Source organism: Streptomyces sp. NPDC001568, assembly GCF_042893755.1.
Lineage (GTDB): Bacteria > Actinomycetota > Actinomycetes > Streptomycetales > Streptomycetaceae > Streptomyces.
In genome coordinates, this window is record NZ_JBIAVF010000029.1 from 39,229 (window position 1) to 56,488 (window position 17,260).

The following is a 17,260-nucleotide window of genomic DNA, read 5'->3' on the forward strand; positions in this document are numbered from 1 at the left end:
TCAGCGGCCCTCCCGTCGGGCGGAGATGGCGGTGGCGCGGGCAGGGGCGGCGGTGGCGTGGGCAGGGGCGGTGGCGCGGGCAGGGGCGGTGGCGGCGTGGGCAGGGGCGGTGGCGTGCGCAGGGGCGGCGGCGCGGGCAGGGGCGGTGGCGTGCGCAGGGGCGGCGCCGGCGGGCGGCGGCATCCGGCGCAGCAGGACGCCGATGCGGACGCCGGGGACGCTGGACGCCAGCAGGTAGTGCCCGTGGGGCTTGAGGGCGCCGGCCGCGGCCCGGTCGACGAGGTTGATCAGCGGGTCGGCGGCGAAGCAGTGGCCGACGCGCGGGATGTTGTCGAGGAAGAGCTGGTCGCGGCCGAAGCCGGCCTGGCGTTCCTTGAGGACGACGAGCGGCTTGTAGAGGTTGGGGTGCAGGACCCCGTGGATGTCGCCGATCTTCATGCCGGCGTCGTCGAGGATCCGGTCGTTGACCTCACGGGCGAGGTCGGAGCTGATCTCGTTGGACCAGTCGAGGCCGGCCGGGTCCTGCGCGCCGGCCCCGGCGACGATCTCGTACGCGTCCGGGCCGATCGGGGCGGCGGCGACCAGGCAGGACGCGGCGCCGTCGCTGAACAGGGCGAAGTTGTCCATGCGGACGGACTCGTCGGTGACCCGGTCGGCGGTGACGACGACGACCCGGCGGTACATGCCCGCGGCGACGTAGGCTTGGGCCGTGCGGATGCCCGCCAGGAGGTTGGCGCAGCGGCCGAGGGTGAGTCCGATGAAGGCGGCGGCGCCGAGGCCCGTGGCGGCCAGCACGTTCTCCACGAAGGTGCCGTGGGTGCGCGGTCCGCCGGGGAAGCGGGTGGAGCACAGGATGAGGCAGTCGACGTCCGACGGGGCGACGCGGGCCGCGTCGAGGGTGGCCCGGACGGTCTCCGCGGCCAGGGTCTCCAGGCACTTGGCGGTGCGGTGGACGCTCCCCCAGCCCCAGAGTTCGGCACGGGGCGGCATGCCGAACCGGCGGGCGCGCTCGGCGAGTCCCTCGATGGAGGTGTGGTCGTCGTGGAGTTCGCCGAGCACGTAGCGGGGCGCGGACAGGTGGACGGCGGGCGCGGCGGGGGGCGCCTCGGGCGCCGTGCCGGCGGTGACGGGGGCGGGTAACGCGTGCGGAAGGCTCACGGTGCCGGTTCGCTCTCTCGGTCGGCGGACGGGGCGGGGTCGGCCAGGAGTTGGTTGGCCTCGGCGTACGGGAGGGCGTCCGCGCCGAAGCCGAAGGTGCCGAGCTCGCTGATCTCGCGGGCGGCCCGGGTGAGGGCGCCGAGGGCGGCGCGCGACAGTGCGGAGCCGGTGCTGACGCGGCGTACGCCGAGGGCGCCGAGTTCGGCGACGGACAGCGGCAGGGCGCCGCCCATCAGGACGTTGACGGGCCGGTCGACGGCCGAGCAGACGGCGCGGATGGCGTCCGCGTCGGGCAGGGCCGGGGCGTAGAGGACGTGGGCGCCGGCGGCCTCGTAGGCCCGCAGGCGGCGGATGGTGTCGTCGAGGTCGGGGCGGCCCTGGAAGAAGTTCTCGGCGCGGGCGGTGACGGTGAAGGGGAAGTCGAGCCCCTTCGCCGCCTCCACGGCGGCGGCGACGCGCTCGACGGCCTCCTCCAGGGGGCGTACGGGGTCCTCGTCGCGGCCGGTGGAGTCCTCGACGGAGCCGCCGACGAGGCCGGCGGCGGCGGCGAGGCGGATGGTCTCGGCGACGTCCTCGGGGCGTTCGCCGAAGCCGCTCTCCAGGTCGGCGGTGACGGGCAGGTCGGTGGCCTCGATGATCGCGGCGGCGTTGGCGAGGAGCTCGGCGCGGCCGACGCGGTTCGCCCCGTCGGGGCGGCCGAGGCTGTGGGCGAGGCCGGCTCCGGTGGTGGCGAGCGCGGCGAAGCCGAAGGAGGCCAGGATGCGGGCGGATCCCGCGTCCCAGGGGTTGGGGACGACGAAGGGGTGCGGGCCCTCGTGCAGGTCCCGGAAGGCGATGGCACGCCGCAGCCGGGCGGCGGCCGGGGATTCGGAAAGGGGCGCGTCGAAGGGAGCCGCGTGGTTCATGGGGGTCCTCGCTGGTGAGCTGTCGGGGTGCGTCGGCCGGGTTCAGATCAGCTCAACGTACCCATCCCCGACGGGTGTCGCGGTCGCGGCCGCACGGGCCAGCGGGCGCAGTACGCGGGTGACGGCGTCCGGCCGGCCCTCGAAGTAGAAGTGGCCGCCGTCGGCCCAGTGCCGTCGCGGCGGCGTGGCGCACTCGCGGGCCCAGGCGTCCAGGGCGCCCGCGTCGACGTGCGGGTCCTCGGTTCCGTTGAGCAGGGTGACCGGGACGTCGAGCGGGGCGGCGGGCCGGTAGCGGTAGCCGGCGACGAGCCGGAAGTCGGCCTTCAGGGGCGGGAGGAGCAGTTCCTGGACGGCCTCGTCCTCGACGACCTCGGGCGGCAGTCCGCCGAAGAAGCCGACGGCCTCGGTGAAGGCCCGACCCTCCAGGCGGGCGGTTTCGACGACGCGGCGGGTCGGCAGCAGGCTGGGGGCGCTGCATCCGGAGACGACGAGGCCGGCGAGGCCGCGTACGCCGTCCAACCGGCGGGCCACCTCGAAGGCGAGGGCGGCGCCGAAGCTGTGGCCGAAGAGCAGGAAGGGCCGGTCGGTGGTGGCGTGGGCGAGGGCGATGGCGGCGGCGGCGCCGTCGGCGAGGTCGGCGACGGAGGTGAGGGCCGGCTCACGGAAGCGGTGGCCCCGGCCGGGCGGGCAGACGGCGAGGATCCGCGCGTCCGTTCCCAGGTCGGCCTGCCAGTCCAGGAAGGTCCGGGGGTTGCCGCCGGCGTGCGGGAAGCAGTAGACGCGGGTGGCGGCCGTGGCACCGTCGGCGGCGGCGGTCTCGGAGGTCAGGAACCAGGGGGAGGGGGCAACCACGAGGATCAGCCATTCTCTTGCCGGTCGGTCAGGGGCGGGAGGGGACGCAGTGCAGGACGGGGCGGCGGCGGACGGTCAGTTCCAGCCAACGTCGTTGGTGGGGCCGGGAGCCGGGGTGGTGGTGGCCGGCGCCGGGGGGGTCGTGCCGGGCTGCGGGTTGTTCCAGCCCACGTCACCGGCGACCACGTGCGGGTTCGTGTTGTTCCAGCCGACGTCGCCGAGCCGCAGGTGGCTACCGGAGTCGGTGGTGAGGGCGCCCTGGGCGATCCCGGTGACGACCGTGCCGACGCCGAAGGCGACGCCCGCGGCGGCGAGTGCGACGCGACCACGGATTCCCGAAACGCGGCCGGTCCGACGAGTCACCATGTGGTTCTTCCCCATTTTGCCCAGTCCCCTCAAGTCGTTTCGTGTTCGGCGATTCCAGGAACGCCAAACCGAGGCGGTTTCCGGCGGTGGTGATCGTCGGGCGCCTTCTGCGTGTTCGTTCCTGCGGTGAGACCAAATCTCCCCTGCCGGGTCACGACGAGGTAGACCTACGATGGCTCCGGTTTACGCATTGCGGGAACCGACGGGGTCCAGACCGCTACAAACAGCTGCATACCGGACAGACAGGGGTGGCACGTGGACGTAGTCAAATACGTCGAAACCGCACAGAGCGGTGCACCTGAAGCGCTGTGTGCGGCCGCGGCGGGGGAACCGCAGGCGTTCTTGCGGGAACTCGCAACGCACCTCGGGCTGTTGGCTCAGGAAGCCGCGCAGCAGGCCGCGCGACCGGCCGTCGCGGCGGCGGTGGAGGCCGGCGCGGACGAGGTGGTGGTGGGCCCCGGGGTCCGCTACTTGCACGGCCTGGGCAGCATCTCCACCGCGATCAACGACGCCCTCGGCGCGGTCCGGCGGGACATCCTCACCGCGCAGCCCGACGGGGCGCGGCCGAGCGCGGTGCTGAAGGAGGCGCTGGAATCCGTGCGCCGGCACATCTCGGCGGGGATCGCGATGCGGACGCTCTATCAGCACACCACGCGATTCGACGAGGCGACGAAGGAATATGTCCGCGCGGTTACCGAATACGGAGCCCAGGTTCGCACATTGGAGGAATTCTTCGACCGGCTGATCATTGTGGACGACATCGCCTTCATTTCGGCGAACGAGGACCGTACCACGGCGATCTCCATTACCGAACCGACGATCGTACGATTTCTCCGCGACACGTTCGACAAGGCCTGGGACCGGGCGAAACCCTTTCCCTTCGTGCCGCTGCACGCCGCGAAAGCGGCGGACGAAGTGGTTCCGGCAATCCGGGAGTCGATCAGCAGGCTGCTCGTGGAGGGCTACGCGGACAAGGCGATCGCCCGCCGCATCGGGATCAGCGAGCGCTCCCTCCAGGCCCACATCGCGGCCATCAAGCAGGAGATGGGCGCCCTCAACCGGTTGCAGCTCGGCTACCTGCTGGGGCGCAACGAGGCCACGTACGTGCTGTGACCCGCCCCCGGGCGGGGGCGGGTCACAGCGGGCCGGGCCGGGACGCGGCCCGTAGGGGCCTCAGACCAGGGCGGTGATGACGATCGCCGCGATAGAGGCGCCGAACACGACCACGTGGCGGGCGTTCTGCAGGACCCACACCCAGGCGGGGAACCCGTCCTCGGCGGCCTCGAGCAGGGCCGCGACGTCGACGCGGGCCAGCTCCTCGTCGCCCTTGCGGGCGAAGGCGGCCGTCACGGAGGGCACGGCGGTCAGGTTGCTGTACAGGATCACGCAGTTGACCAGCAGGATCAGCGACTGGAGGACGTAGGTCAGGACCGGCGCCCAGGAGAGGTCCCCGAGGTTGACCCCGGCCGCGGCCGCCATCATCGCGGCGAAGGAGACGGGGGCCCAGGTCTCGTGGCCGCCGGCGTCGAAGCGCATGCCGTTCTCGGTGAGGACGCTCGGCCGTACGCCCTGGCGGCGCAGCTCCGCCTCCGCGGCCCCCATGGCGGTCGCCCCGTAGCGGGCCCGGACGACCGGGATGCTCAGGAAGGCGGCGGCGACGAGCAGCTGGAGCGTGGCGACGAGCGCGTTCATGGTGAGTCCCCCTCAAGCGGCGCCGGGTGGCGCCGCGTTCGACTTTTACTAAGTTCAAGGAGACTGTAGGTCGAGACTTGAACTAAGTGCAAGACTGGGGCTGAACTTTGTGCAAGTCGGGGGCGGCGACCTATCGTGAGCGCCATGGCACGCGACACGCTCACGCAGGAGCACATCGTCCTGACCGCGATCGAGCTGCTCGACGAGGAGGGACTGGAGGGCCTGAACATGCGGAGCCTGGGCAAGCGCCTGGGCACCGCGGCCACGGCCGTCTACTGGCACGTCAAGAACAAGGACAACCTGGTCCTGCTCGCCGGCGACCACGTGTGGCACGAGATCGAGCTGCCGGACCCGGAGGCGGTCGGCTGGCGCGCCGCGGCCGGCTCGATGGCGCTGGGCCTGCACGCGATGCTGGGCCGGCACGCGTGGCTGGTCCCGGCCTTCGGCTCGTACCTCTTCCACGGCCCCGGCAAGGCCCGGTACGACGACCTGAGCCTCGCCGTCTACGAAGCGGCCGGGTTCACCGGCCCCGAGGCGGACCGGGCGGCGGGCACCGTCTTCACGTACGTGCTCGGCAGCGCCCTCGGCGCTTCCGCGGAAGCCTCGCTGACCCGGCGATTGGGGCGCGACGGCGGCGACCCGCAGGAGTTGATCCGGGAGACCGTGGCCAAGGCGACCGAGGTCGCCATGCGGTTCCCCCGGCTGCGCACGCGCGTCGACGGCCCGGCGGCGACCGCGTACGCGGCGGCGCCCGAGCAGACCTTCGAGTTCGGCCTCCGGATCCTGCTGGCCGGGCTGGAGGCCGAATTCACCGGACGCGACTGAGACCGGACGGCCGCCCGCTCCGAACGACCGCCCGGACCAAGGGAATCACTTCCCCGCGGGGACCTCCGTGGTGGCGGGCTCGGGCCGCCTGCGGGAGACCGCGACGCCGCCGAGGCAGATCGCCCCGCCCAGCAGGGTCAGCCAGCCGGGGACCTCGTCCAGGGCGAACCAGGCGATGACCACCACCACGGCGGGCACCGCGTACGTGGTGGCGCCCATCTTCCCGGCGGTGGTGCGCGACAGCGCGTACGTCCAGGTGGTGAAGGCGAGGGCGGTCGGGAACAGGCCCAGGTAGACCATGTTCAGGGTGGCGCTGAGCGGCGCCTCGGGGAGTTGGGAGATCAGCTGCCAGGCGAAGGGCAGGGTGCACACCGTCCCGACGAAGCAGCCGTACGTCGTCACCTGGAGCGGAGTGGCGTGGCGCAGCGCGGGTTTCTGCGAGACGACCCCGGCCCCGTAGGCGAGCGCGGCGACCAGGCAGAGCAGCACGCCGAGGACCGAGGAGGAGCCGCCGTTGGAGGTGGACACGCCGACGACGGCCGCGCCGACGAAGGAGACGCCCATGCCGGCCAGCAGCATCGGCGGGAAACCCTCCTTCAGCAGCCAGCCGCTGAGCAGGGCGATGACGATGGGGCCGATGTTGACGACCATCGCCGCGGTGCCGGCGTCGACCTCCTGCTCGCCCCAGTTCAGCGTCACCATGTACAACCCGAACCAGAGCACGCCGGAGACGAGGATCCCCGGCCAGGCCTGACGCGGCGGCAGCGGCACCCGCTTGATCAGGAGTACGACGCCCAGCGCGACCGAGGCTGTCAGCAGCCGCCCCAGCGCGAGCGCCCCGGGCCCGTAGTGCTCGGCCGCGGCGCGGATGGAGACGAATGCGGAGGCCCACAGCACGACCGTGACGGAAGCCGCGATGAGGGCGCGATGATCGGTTCTGGGATCGCCAGCCGTTTGGTCCATGCGAGCAACGTACCGACGCCCCCCGGCCCTGCCTAGATGATCTCCGGCGGGATCCGGCCGGCCGGGCCCGCCGCCGGGCCGCGGTCGGCCCGGCCGCGGCCCGTCAGGCGCCGGCGAAGACCGAAAGGTCCTCGGTGAGGGCCCGGACCACCGCGTCGTGCTGCTCCGCGAGGTAGAAGTGCCCGCCGGGGAACGACCGGAAGGTGAAGGCGGCTCCGGTCAGCCGGCGCCAGTCCATCGCCCCGGCCAGGCTCGCCCGCGGGTCGGACTGCCCGCAGAGCACGCTGACGGGGGTGCTCAGAGGCGGTCCCGGCTCGTAGCGGTACGTCTCGATCGCCTTGTAGTCGCTGCGCAGCGACGGCAGGATCAGCTCCCGGAAGTCCGGATCCGCAAGCAACTGCGGGTCGGTGCCGGAGAGTTCGCCCAGCCGGGCGAGGAGGGCGGCGTCGCCCTCGATGTGGACGGCCGCCTCCTCGGGCAGCAGCGGGGAGCGGCGGCCGGACAGGACGAGCCCGCGCGGGGCCGCGCCCGCCCGCTCCAGCCGGCGGGTCAGTTCGAAGGCGAGGACGGCGCCCATGCTGTGCCCGAAGAGCACCAGGGGCCGCTCCCGCCAGGGCAGGAGCGCCCGCTCGACCTCGTCGACGAGTCCCGTCACCGTCTCGGGGCTCGGCTCGCCGAAGCGGTCCTGGCGTCCGGGGTACTGGACGGTGAGCACTTCGGCGTGCGGGGCCAGGTCCCGGGAGAGCGGAAAGTAGAAGGAGGCGTTGCCGCCGGCGTGCGGGAGCACGACGAGGACGGGCGCGTCCTGCGGTCGCACCGCGGTGTGGAAGCGGCGGATCCACCGGCTGCCGGTGGCGCGGACGTCCTTGGTGGTCTTGGCGATGGTCATGCGTGGTCCCCGGTGTCGTCCGTCAGCAGGAGCTTCTTCTGCGGTTTGCCCATGGCGTTGCGCGGTACGGCTGCGATGAACCGGACTTCGCGCGGTCGTTTGTGGACCGACAGGTGCGCGGCGACGAAGTCGGTGAGTTCGCCGCCCGTGACCCCTTCGGCGACGACGAACGCGACGATCCGCTGTCCGAGGTCGGCGTCGGGAACGCCCACCACGGCCGCCTCGCTCACCCGGGGGTGGTCGAGCAGCGCGTTCTCGATCTCGCCGGCGCCGATCCGGTACCCGCCGGACTTGATCATGTCGATGGAGGCCCGACCGACGATCCGGTGGACCCCGTCGGTCCCGTCGACGGCGGCGATGTCGCCCGTGCGGAACCACCCGTCCTCGGTGTACGCCGCGGCGGTGGCCTCCGGGCGGCCCAGGTAGCCGGAGAACAACGTGGGCCCGGTCAGCTGGAGTTCGCCGATCTCCGCGCCCGGTTCGGCCACGATGCGGGTCCGGATGCCGGGCAGCGGGGTGCCGACCGTACCCGGGTGGACCTCGCCGCCCGCCCGGCCGCTGAGGGTGATCAGCGTCTCCGTCATCCCGTACCGCTCCACCGGTCGGTGCCCCGTGAGTCGTTCCAGGTCGCGGAAGACGGGGGCCGGCAGGGCGGCGCTGCCCGAGACGAGGAGGCGGGCCCCGGACAGGGCGGCCGCGGCCTCCGGTTCGGCGGCGATGCGGGACCAGACGGTGGGCACCCCGAAGTAGAGGCTGCCGCCCGCCTCCGCGTAGGCCCTCGGGGTCGGTCGGCCGGTGTGCACGAGCCGGCTGCCGGTGCGCAGCGCGCCGAGCACGCCGAGGACCAGGCCGTGCACGTGGAACAGGGGGAGCCCGTGGACGAGGGTGTCCTCGGCGGTCCACTGCCAGGCGTCGGCGAGCGCGTCGAGGTCGGCGGTGATCGCGGCGCCGCTCAGTACGACGCCCTTGGGCGGCCCGGTGGTGCCGGAGGTGTACAGGATGAGCGCGGGGTCGGCGGTGGGCACGGTCGGCAGGGACCGGGCGGGGGCCCGACGGGCGAAGTCGACGTCGAGTTCGACGGCGCCCGAGTCCCGCAGGATGTGCTCGCGCTCGGCGGGTCCGGCGTCCGGCGGCAGCGGTACGAGCGGCACTCCGGCGAGCAGGGCGCCGACGGTGGCCGCGACGGTCTCCAGCGAGGCCGTCGCCGTCACCGCGAACGCCGCCGTACCCGCCACGTCGGCGGCGACGGCGCTCGCGGCGCCCAGCAACTCCTCGTACGAGGCGGTACGTCCGGCGACGCTCAGCGCGTCCTTCCGGTCGCCGTACGTCCCGTCAAGCGCGCTCAACACGGATGGCTCCCTGTCAGTGGTGGGAGACCAGGCTACGGCCCCCGGCCCGGTGTCCGGGCCGGGGTGCCCGGGCTTGCGGCGTCAGATCACGCCCTGGGCGAGCATCGCGTCGGCGACCCGCTCGAAGCCGGCGATGTTGGCGCCGGTGACGTAGTCGCCCGGGGCGCCGTACCGCTCGGCCGTCTCGTGCGCCACGGCGTGGATGTCGCGCATGATGCCCGCGAGTTCCTCCTCGACCCGGTCCGCGCCCCACGCCGTGCGACCGGCGTTCTGGGCCATCTCCAGGGCGCTGACGGCGACCCCGCCCGCGTTGGCGGCCTTGCCGGGTCCGAAGGCGACGCCGGCCTCCTGGAAGAGGTGGACGGCCTCGGGGGTGGTGGGCATGTTGGCGCCCTCCGAAACGGCCTTGACCCCGGCGGCGATGAGCGCGCGGGCGTCGTCGGCGCCGAGTTCGTTCTGGGTGGCCGACGGGAAGGCCACCTCCGCGGGGACCTCCCAGACCCGACCGCCCGGCACGAAGCGGGCGGAAGAGCCTCGGCGCTGCGCGTACTCGCTGACGCGCCCGCGCTCGACCTCCTTGATCTGCCGCAGCAGCGGGAGGTCGATGCCCTTGTCGTCGATGACGTAGCCCTGGGAGTCCGAGCAGGTCAGCGGGTTGGCGCCGAGCTGTTGGAGCTTTTCGATGGTGTACAGGGCGACGTTGCCGGAGCCGGAGACGACGGCGGTGAGGCCGTCGAGGGACTCGCCGCGGACGGCGAGCATCTCGGCGGCGAACAGGACGCTGCCGTAGCCGGTGGCCTGCGGACGGATCGCGGAGCCGCCCCATCCGGTGCCCTTGCCGGTCAGGACGCCGGCCTCCCAGCGGTTGGTGATGCGCCGGTACTGGCCGAAGAGGTAGCCGATCTCGCGACCGCCGACGCCGATGTCACCGGCCGGAACGTCCGTGTGCTCGCCGATGTGGCGGTACAGCTCCGTCATGAACGACTGACAGAAGCGCATGACCTCCGCGTCCGACTTGCCGTGCGGGTCGAAGTCGCTGCCGCCCTTGCCGCCGCCGATGCCCAGGCCCGTGAGGGCGTTCTTGAAGATCTGCTCGAAGCCGAGGAACTTCACCACGCCGATGTCGACCGACGGGTGGAAGCGGAGGCCGCCCTTGTAGGGGCCGAGCGCGCTGTTGAACTCCACGCGGTAGCCGCGGTTGACGTGGACCCGGCCGCGGTCGTCCGTCCACGGCACCCGGAAGATGATCTGCCGCTCGGGCTCGACCAGCCGCTCCACCAGGCCCGCTTCCGCGTACTCGGGACGTGCGGCGAACACCGGGGCCAGGGTGTCCAGGACCTCGCGCACGGCTTGGTGGAACTCGGGCTGGGCGGGGTTGCGGCGCTCGATGTCGGCCCGCAATGCGTCCAGCCGGTGCTTCGGTTCGGTCACGGTCTGTTTCCTCTCCAGGCTTCGCAGGCGGGCGTGCGGGCCCGCGGAAGCGGAGGGTACCCCGTGCCCCTGTGCGCGCCGAACGGTGTCCATCGGTTGAAACCGGGTGGTACCGGCTCATCGGTTTTCCCGGGACGCGGTGGATCTCCGCCCGTAGGATCGGCCGCGTCCGTCAGCTCGATGACCGGATTTCGACTACGTACGGGGGAGATCGAAATGGAAACGGCACGGTTCGCGTCACTGATCGCGGCGACGATCACCATGGGCCTGGTCAGCGGCCTTTTCTACGGGTTCTCGGTGGCCGTGATGCCCGGCCTGCGGGCCACCGGCGACCGGACCGTGGTCGAGGTGATGCAGCGGATCAACGTGGCGATCCTCAATGGCTGGTTCATGCTGGGCTATCTGGGGGCGCTGCTGTTCACCGGGCTCGCCGTGGGCCTGCACGTCCCGGCCGACGGGCGGGCGGCGCTGGGGCCGCTGATCGGGGCGTTCGTCTGCTACGTGCTGGCGATGGTGGTGACCGGCGTGGTGAACATCCCGCTCAACAACGCGCTGGCGCAGGCCGGTCCGGCCGACGGCCTCGCCGACCCGAGCGCCGTCCGGCGGGCCTTCGAGGGCCCGTGGGTGCGGGCGAACGTCTGGCGCACCCTGCTGTGCACGGCCGCGACCGGCCTGCTGGCCTGGGCGCTGGTCCTGCACGGCGGCGCCTGATCCCCGCGGACGGCCCCCGCCGTGCGGGGGCCGTCCCGGCCCGGTCAGCGTGCCGTGGCGCGGCCGTGCAGCAGCAGGGCCCTGACGAGGGCGACGAGCGCCAGCGTGGACAGCAGGGTGCGGAGGATGTTCGTGGTCACCCAGGTCCCCTTGAACTTCTCCACCACCGGGGCGGCGGACCGCGCCGCGCCGGTCGCGTCCGCGAGCTCGCCGTTCAGCGGGATGTTCACCGCGAAGGTGATCACGAGGACGGCGAGGTAGGCGACGGCCGCCGCGCCCGCCCAGAGCGCGATCGTACGGTGGCCCGTGCGCAGGGAGACCAGCGCCGCGGCGGCGGTGGTGAGCAGGGCCAGGACGAAGGCGCTTCCGAAGAGGCCGTTGCCGTCGATGGCCGCGTTGAAGCGGTCCATGGCGGCGACGTACGCGGCGTCGTCGAGGCGGGCGAGCCCCGGCATCACGGAGACGTCGAAGGCGAAGAACAGGCCGGCCATCAGGCCGACGAGCACCGTCGCCACACCGAGCAGCATCCCGGCGGCCCGTGCACCGCCCCCGGCCGCCCGCGCACCGCCACCGGCGGCCGGTTCCCCGGTCGCCCGGCCGTGTGGATCCTGCCCCGGTACCGCTCTGTCCGGATTCATGACGCGTCCTCACCTGCATTCGGCGGGCCCCGTACCCGCGCGCGGAGCCGATCGTGACATCCGCGCGGCCCGCCTGTCAGGGCATCGGAGCGTCCCACCGGACACGACCGTCCCCGCAGCAACGGAAGGGCCGGTACCGGTCCCGCGGGTTCCGGCCCGCGGTGGGGGCACCCGGGTGTCGGCCGGGCCGTGTCGAGCGGACTTCCAACGGTGCTGGATCCGGCGGGGGGAGGGTTGGGCGCCATGCCACATGCCTGGCGCGAAACCCGGAGAAACAAGGAAGTGGCACTGATGCCGAGCCGGACGTCGGACGCAGACCTGTACACGAGGGCGCAGCGGTTGGCCTCCGTGGCGGTCCGGTACGCGGACCGGGCCGACGCCGAGCGCGTGCTGCCGCCCGCGGTGACCGAGGGCATCGTCGACGCCGGGTTCGCCCGCCTATTCGTACCCACCCGCTGGGGCGGTGACGCCGGTTCCGCCACCGGCCTGCTGGGCGCGCTCGACGTGCTGTCCCAGGGGTGTACCTCGACCGCCTGGTGCGCGTCGGTCATCGCGGGCGCCGGTCGGATGGGTGCCTTCCTCCCCGAAGCGGGACAGCGGGAGCTGTGGGCCGGGGGCGCGGACACCCCCGTGGTGGGCGCGCTGATGCCGCGGGGCAGCGCGACCGCCGTCAAGGGTGGCTGGCGGGTGACCGGCGAGTGGGACTTCACCAGCGCGGTCGGCTTCTCGGAGTGGGCCCTGGTGTGCGCCCGGCTGCCGCAGGCCGGTGGCGGTCAGGTGCCGTGGTTCTTCGCCCTTCCCCGCCGGGACTACCAGGTGGCCGACACCTGGTCCTCGTTCGGGATGCGCGGCACGGCCAGCGACACCCTGCTCGCCGACAACGTCTTCGTGCCCGGGCACCGCGGCTTCGCCCGGCGGGACATGCTCGAGGGGCGCAGCGTCGGTTCCGACGCCCGCTGCCACACGGCCCCGCTGCGGCTCCTGAGCGGGCTGCTCTTCGGCGCCCCCGCGCTCGGCGCGGCCCGGGCCGCCCTGCGCGTACGGGCCGCGGACACGGGGGGCTCCGAGGACGGTGCCGACCGCCGGCTGTGCCTGTCCCTCGCCCGGGCCGTGATCGCCGTCGACGCGGCCGGGCTGCTGTTGGCGCGGGCGGCCCGGGTCGCGGACGCCCCGCGGGCCACGGAACTGGAGCTGGCGCGCACCCCGGCCGATTGCGCGTACGCGGTGGAGCAGTTGGTCGACGTCGTGGAGCGGTTGCAGCGCGCCGTCGGCAGCGCGACGCAGCTCGCCGGGCATCCGTTGCAACGCATCTGGCGCGACGTGCACAGCCTGTCCGGGCACGTCGCGCTGGCTTTCGATCCGGTCGGCGACGCCTACGGGGCGCTCCTCGCGGACCCCGTCGACGGGCTCTGCTCTCCCTGACCCGTCCCCGCCGGCCCGTCCGCGCCGCGCGGTCGCGGAAGGGGAAGCGGAAGGGGAGACGCGAAAGCGGCCGCCCCGCCGGATGGATCCGGCGGGGCGGCCGCTTCTTCGTACCGCCGCGTTCCTACTCTCCGAGCAGGTAGCGGATGTGCTTCACCAGTTCGCCGATGTCGGGCGTGCGCAGCAGGCTGTAGTGGTCGGCGTCGAGGTCGATGACCGTCGGCGGGGTGGCCGAGTAGCCGCTGCTGTTCTCGATGAACGAGTAGTCGTCACCGCGGGCCTTGAAGATGGTCACGGGCGCGGTGAGGGTGCGCTCCGCCAGCTCGTGGAACGAGTACTCGAACTCGTACGTCTGGCCCACGACGTCGATGATGCGCTTCGCGAGGTCGACGTCGATGCCCTTGAGCTCACCGATGAACTCGGCGAAGGACTGCTCGTCCTTGCCGACCTCCAGGCACTTCTCCAGGTCCGGGCCGCTGATGCTGCCGGTGAACACGGAGAAGAGGATGGTCGTGTACGCCTTGTTGGCGTACGAGGCCTCCCGGCCGTACTGGGCGCCGTTCTCGGCGCGCACCGCCGGCGAGCCCGGGGCGATCAGGAAGAGGTTCTCGACCGTCTCGCCCGCCTGCTCCAGCTGGTAGGCGGTCTCGAAGGCGACCCGGGCACCGAAGGAATAGCCCCACAGGGTGTAGGGGCCGCTCGGCTGGAGCTCCTTGATGGCCGCGATGTCGGCCGCGGCCATCTCGCCGATGCTCGCGTACGGGCTCTCGCCCTCGTTGATCCCGTGCGCCTGGATGCCGTAGAACGAGCGGCCCAGGCCGATCTCGCCGGCCAGGGTGCGCAGGTTCATCGGGTAGCCGCCCAGACCGGGCCAGCACAGCACCGGCCGCCCGGTGCCCTCCTGGTGCAGCCGCACCAGGCGCGAGGACTCCTGCGCGACCTCGCGCTCCAGGCGCCGGGCGAGCTTCTCGACCGTCGGGGACTCCAGGACGCTCTGCAGCGGCAGGGAGACGCCCAGGCGCGAGTTGAGCTCGCGGATCAGGCCGACGGCGATCAGCGAGTTGCCGCCGGACTCGAAGAAGTCGTCCTGGACCGAGACGCTCTCGCGGCGCAGGGACTTCGCCCAGACCTCCGCGATCTCCTTCTCGGTCTCGGTGCGCGGGGCGACGAAGGGACGCTCCACGAGCTCGGCGTTGACCTGGTCGGAGGCGGCCAGCGCCTTCCCGTCGATCTTGCCGTTGGCCGACAGCGGCAGCCGGTCGAAGACCACGACCCGGTTCGGGATCATGTAGTCCGGCAGGAAGCTGACGAGGTCGTCGCGGATCATCTCCGCCGGGCCGCGCATGTGGACGGTGTCCTCGCGCATGCCCTCGTGACCGAGCTGCTCGTCGCTGACGCGACCGCCGACGAAGAAGTACGACGGGCCGCTCGGCACGCCGCGCTCCGTCAGGACGGTGTCCATCCGGCGGGCCGCGGGCAGCGGGTTGCCGGTCTTGGAGCTGTAGCCGGAGGACATGAAGCCGAGGCCGAGGCCGTTCATCATCAGGTGCTGGAGCTTCTTGCCGAGGGTGACGTAGTGCATCCACGCCTCGGGGGCCCGGCTGACGACCGTGATGCCGAAGCTGGCGGCCTCGAAGACCGACTGGTTGATCGCGATGACGTGCTTCTTGAGGACGACGTCGTCGGAGAAGCGGGTCAGCGCGCCGTCGGCGTAGCGGTACTGGCCGGCGGGCAGGCCCGCGACCTTGCCGCCGTGCGTCTGGAGGTAGACCTCGGCGTGGTCCTCGCGCTGCCCGGCGTGCGGGACGAGCTCGAAGGTGCCCAGGTAGAAGTCCTCCTCCGGCACGTCGAGGCGCTCGCGGACGGCGGGCTCGTACGCCAGGTCCCGGATGTCGAGGCCGTAGGCGGGCAGCACCTGCTCGAACAGGCCGACGATGTGACCGGTCTCGATCTCCAGGACTTCCTGGATGTTGTTCTTGTAGACCGGCTCGATGCCGCCCTTCTTGCCCATGAAGTGGATGTGGGCGGTGGGCCGGCCGGTCGGAGCCTTCTCGCTGATGAGGACCAGCTGGTGACGCACCGGCTGGTAGTAGTAGTAACCGGGCTTCAGCCCGGCGACGCCCTCCAGCTCGAAGTACATCTGCGTCGCGTACAGCGCGCCCGGCGAGGCGTAGCCGTACTTGGGGAGCAGTCGCTCCTCGCTGACGTACTGGCCGAACCAGCGCAGGATCTGGCCCAGTTCGGCGGGTGCCAGGTCGGCGGCCTTGCGCGAGTAGGCCGAGGCGACCTGCGCGCCGAGCAGCTCCAGCAGGGACGCCTCGGAGACCGCGCCGCCCTCGAAGAAACGATACGTCTTGCGGGCGAACACCCGGCTGCGCTGCTCCGGGGTCGCCTGGGCGCCGGGCAGGTCGTACGTGGCGCGTCCCGCCAGCTCCGAGTCGTCGCGCAGGCCCGGGTTGGACAGCTGCGCCTTGACCTGGAGCTTGCTCTTCTTCGAGGCGTGGTGGGAGCCGTGGTTGCCCTGGTCCATCAGGGCGGCTTCCTTCTCGCTCAGCTCGACGCAGGCGATCAGGTTCTGGAAGCCGGTGCGGCCGTCGTTCTTCACGATGACGGCGGCGTTGCGGACCCAGTCGTGGTTCTCGATCGCCAGGGAGATCTCGTCCAGCTCGACGCGGTAGCCGCGCAGCTTGACCTGGTTGTCGGCGCGGCCGGCGAACTGCACGGTGCCGTCCGGGTTCCACTGGCCCAGGTCGCCCGTCTTGTACAGGCGGACGGGCGGGGCGCCCTCGGTGAGTTCGACCTCCAGGAAGCGCTCGGCGGTCAGGTCGGGGCGGTGCAGGTAGCCGCGCGCCAGCTGGACGCCGGATATGTACAGCTCGCCGATCTCGCCGACGCCGATGGGCGACAGGTCCTTGTCGAGGATGTGGTACTCGGTGCCGTTGACGGGGCTGCCGATGGAGATGGACTGCGGTCCCTCGTCCAGGGCGGCCGGGTCGACGGTGTACGAGGACGAGTTGATGGTGCACTCGGTCGGCCCGTACAGGTTGATCAGGGCGCGGCCCGGCATCTCCTGCGTGGCCTGGGTCGCCAGGATGCGCGAGAGGGCTTCGCCGCCGCTGAAGATCTGCTGCAGCGAGGTGCAGGTGGGGAACTTCTCGGTGTCGATGAGGCCCTGGAGCAGCGTCGGGACGCACTGGAGGGAGGTCACGCCGTGCTTGACGATGGTCTCGATGAGGCCCTCGGGGTCGGCGTAGACGCCGGGGGCGCCCATGACGACGGTGGTGCCGTTGGCCGGGGAGAGGATCTCCCACTGCGCGGCGTCGAAGCTCATCGGGGTCTTCTGCAGGACGACCTTGGAGCGGTCGATGCCGTGTGCCTCGCGGAGCCAGCCGAGCTGGCTGACGATCGAGTCGTGCTCGATCATCACGCCCTTGGGCTTGCCGGTGCTGCCGGAGGTGTAGATGACGTAGGCCAGGCTGTCCGGGCGCGCGCCCGTCGCCTCGGCCGTCGGGAGCCCGTCGGGGACGACGAACGCCTCGGACTCGCGCAGCGTGATGACGGTGACGTCCTTCGGGGCCAGCTCGCGCAGCCGGGACACCAGGCGCTGCTGGACCAGGATGATCTTCGCCTGGCTGTTCTCGATCATGTAGCGCAGCCGGTCCTCCGGGTACTCCGGGGACAGCGGCAGGTAGGCGCCGCCGGCGGACAGGATGCCCCAGGCGCCGATCATCAGGTCGAGCGAGGGCTCGACGAAGAGACCGACGCAGTCGTCCGCCGAGACGCCGAGGTGTCTGAGGTAGTCGGCCAGTCCTGAGCTCCTGGCGGCCAGCTCCCGGTAGGTGAGCTTGTCGTCACGGTAGATGACGGCGGTCGCGTCCGGGTGCTCGGCGACCCGCTCGGCGAGCAGGCCTGGCAACGTCTTGGTCCCTCGAAGGGTGGGCTCGAGCACGCTGGTCTCCTGAAGAGTCATTTCCCGCTTCCTTACTTTCCGTTGTGGAACAGCGGGCGTGCTCGGACGCCCGCGCCCACCGGGCTCCGGCGTTGCGGCGGGCCCGGTGG

At 72.4% G+C, this 17,260-nt stretch carries 15 protein-coding genes; 4 read left to right on the plus strand and 11 right to left on the minus strand.

Going from position 1 to position 17,260, the window contains the following annotated elements; genetic code table 11:
* From ACFY0I_RS37180 to ACFY0I_RS37195, 4 genes are all read right to left on the minus strand, one after another.
* Complete coding sequence (locus tag ACFY0I_RS37180; protein WP_388904071.1) at positions 1-1,158, minus strand: 3-oxoacyl-ACP synthase; 1,158 nt, start codon at positions 1,156-1,158, stop codon at positions 1-3.
* Entirely contained in the window at positions 1,155-2,063 is a 909-nt protein-coding gene (locus ACFY0I_RS37185; RefSeq protein ID WP_388904073.1) for an isocitrate lyase/phosphoenolpyruvate mutase family protein, read from the minus strand. Before ACFY0I_RS37185 ends, ACFY0I_RS37180 begins: the two co-directional genes overlap by 4 nt.
* 42 nt (positions 2,064-2,105) lie before the next feature.
* The gene (locus ACFY0I_RS37190) at positions 2,106-2,915 is read right to left on the minus strand and encodes a thioesterase II family protein (RefSeq protein ID WP_388904074.1); all 810 of its coding nucleotides are present in this window, start codon (positions 2,913-2,915) and stop codon (positions 2,106-2,108) included.
* Between the two features lie 75 nt (positions 2,916-2,990).
* A complete protein-coding gene (locus ACFY0I_RS37195) occupies positions 2,991-3,281 on the minus strand; it encodes a hypothetical protein (RefSeq protein ID WP_388904076.1) in 291 nt (96 codons plus the stop codon).
* Between the two features lie 255 nt (positions 3,282-3,536).
* Between ACFY0I_RS37195 and ACFY0I_RS37200 the strand changes: the two genes are divergently transcribed.
* Positions 3,537-4,394: a LuxR C-terminal-related transcriptional regulator gene (locus ACFY0I_RS37200; RefSeq protein WP_362881055.1), complete on the plus strand. Its 858-nt coding sequence runs from the start codon at positions 3,537-3,539 to the stop codon at positions 4,392-4,394.
* Between the two features lie 60 nt (positions 4,395-4,454).
* Here ACFY0I_RS37200 and ACFY0I_RS37205 read toward each other — a convergent pair whose 3' ends face one another.
* Positions 4,455-4,973, minus strand: a complete 519-nt coding sequence (locus ACFY0I_RS37205) for a hypothetical protein (RefSeq protein ID WP_388904077.1) — start codon at positions 4,971-4,973, stop codon at positions 4,455-4,457.
* Positions 4,974-5,117: 144 nt separating this feature from the next.
* Here ACFY0I_RS37205 and ACFY0I_RS37210 point away from each other — a divergent pair, with 144 nt between their 5' ends.
* Positions 5,118-5,798, plus strand: a complete 681-nt coding sequence (locus tag ACFY0I_RS37210) for a TetR/AcrR family transcriptional regulator (protein WP_388904079.1) — start codon at positions 5,118-5,120, stop codon at positions 5,796-5,798.
* A gap of 45 nt (positions 5,799-5,843) precedes the next feature.
* On the opposite strand, the gene ACFY0I_RS37215 is transcribed toward ACFY0I_RS37210, so the two are convergent.
* The 4 genes from ACFY0I_RS37215 to gdhA form a co-directional block, all read right to left on the minus strand.
* On the minus strand, positions 5,844-6,761 hold the full coding sequence (locus ACFY0I_RS37215) for a DMT family transporter (RefSeq protein WP_388904080.1): 918 nt from the start codon (positions 6,759-6,761) through the stop codon (positions 5,844-5,846).
* Positions 6,762-6,864: 103 nt separating this feature from the next.
* A complete protein-coding gene (locus ACFY0I_RS37220; protein WP_388904081.1) occupies positions 6,865-7,650 on the minus strand; it encodes a thioesterase II family protein in 786 nt (261 codons plus the stop codon).
* Positions 7,647-8,999, minus strand: a complete 1,353-nt coding sequence (locus ACFY0I_RS37225; RefSeq protein WP_388904083.1) for an AMP-binding protein — start codon at positions 8,997-8,999, stop codon at positions 7,647-7,649. Before ACFY0I_RS37225 ends, ACFY0I_RS37220 begins: the two co-directional genes overlap by 4 nt.
* An 81-nt stretch (positions 9,000-9,080) precedes the next feature.
* Positions 9,081-10,430: an NADP-specific glutamate dehydrogenase gene (gene gdhA / locus ACFY0I_RS37230; protein WP_388904084.1), complete on the minus strand. Its 1,350-nt coding sequence runs from the start codon at positions 10,428-10,430 to the stop codon at positions 9,081-9,083.
* A 216-nt stretch (positions 10,431-10,646) separates the two neighbouring features.
* Here gdhA and ACFY0I_RS37235 point away from each other — a divergent pair, with 216 nt between their 5' ends.
* The gene (locus ACFY0I_RS37235; RefSeq protein ID WP_388904085.1) at positions 10,647-11,141 is read left to right on the plus strand and encodes a DUF1772 domain-containing protein; all 495 of its coding nucleotides are present in this window, start codon (positions 10,647-10,649) and stop codon (positions 11,139-11,141) included.
* A 44-nt stretch (positions 11,142-11,185) separates the two neighbouring features.
* Here ACFY0I_RS37235 and ACFY0I_RS37240 read toward each other — a convergent pair whose 3' ends face one another.
* Complete coding sequence (locus ACFY0I_RS37240) at positions 11,186-11,779, minus strand: anthrone oxygenase family protein (RefSeq protein WP_388904086.1); 594 nt, start codon at positions 11,777-11,779, stop codon at positions 11,186-11,188.
* A 291-nt stretch (positions 11,780-12,070) separates the two neighbouring features.
* On the opposite strand from ACFY0I_RS37240, the gene ACFY0I_RS37245 reads away from it, so the two are divergent.
* Positions 12,071-13,201, plus strand: a complete 1,131-nt coding sequence (locus tag ACFY0I_RS37245; RefSeq protein WP_388904087.1) for a hydrolase — start codon at positions 12,071-12,073, stop codon at positions 13,199-13,201.
* A gap of 124 nt (positions 13,202-13,325) precedes the next feature.
* Here the strand turns inward: ACFY0I_RS37245 and ACFY0I_RS37250 are convergent, their stop codons facing one another.
* The gene (locus tag ACFY0I_RS37250) at positions 13,326-17,171 is read right to left on the minus strand and encodes an amino acid adenylation domain-containing protein (RefSeq protein ID WP_388904088.1); all 3,846 of its coding nucleotides are present in this window, start codon (positions 17,169-17,171) and stop codon (positions 13,326-13,328) included.
* Between the last annotated feature and the right edge of the window lie 89 nt (positions 17,172-17,260).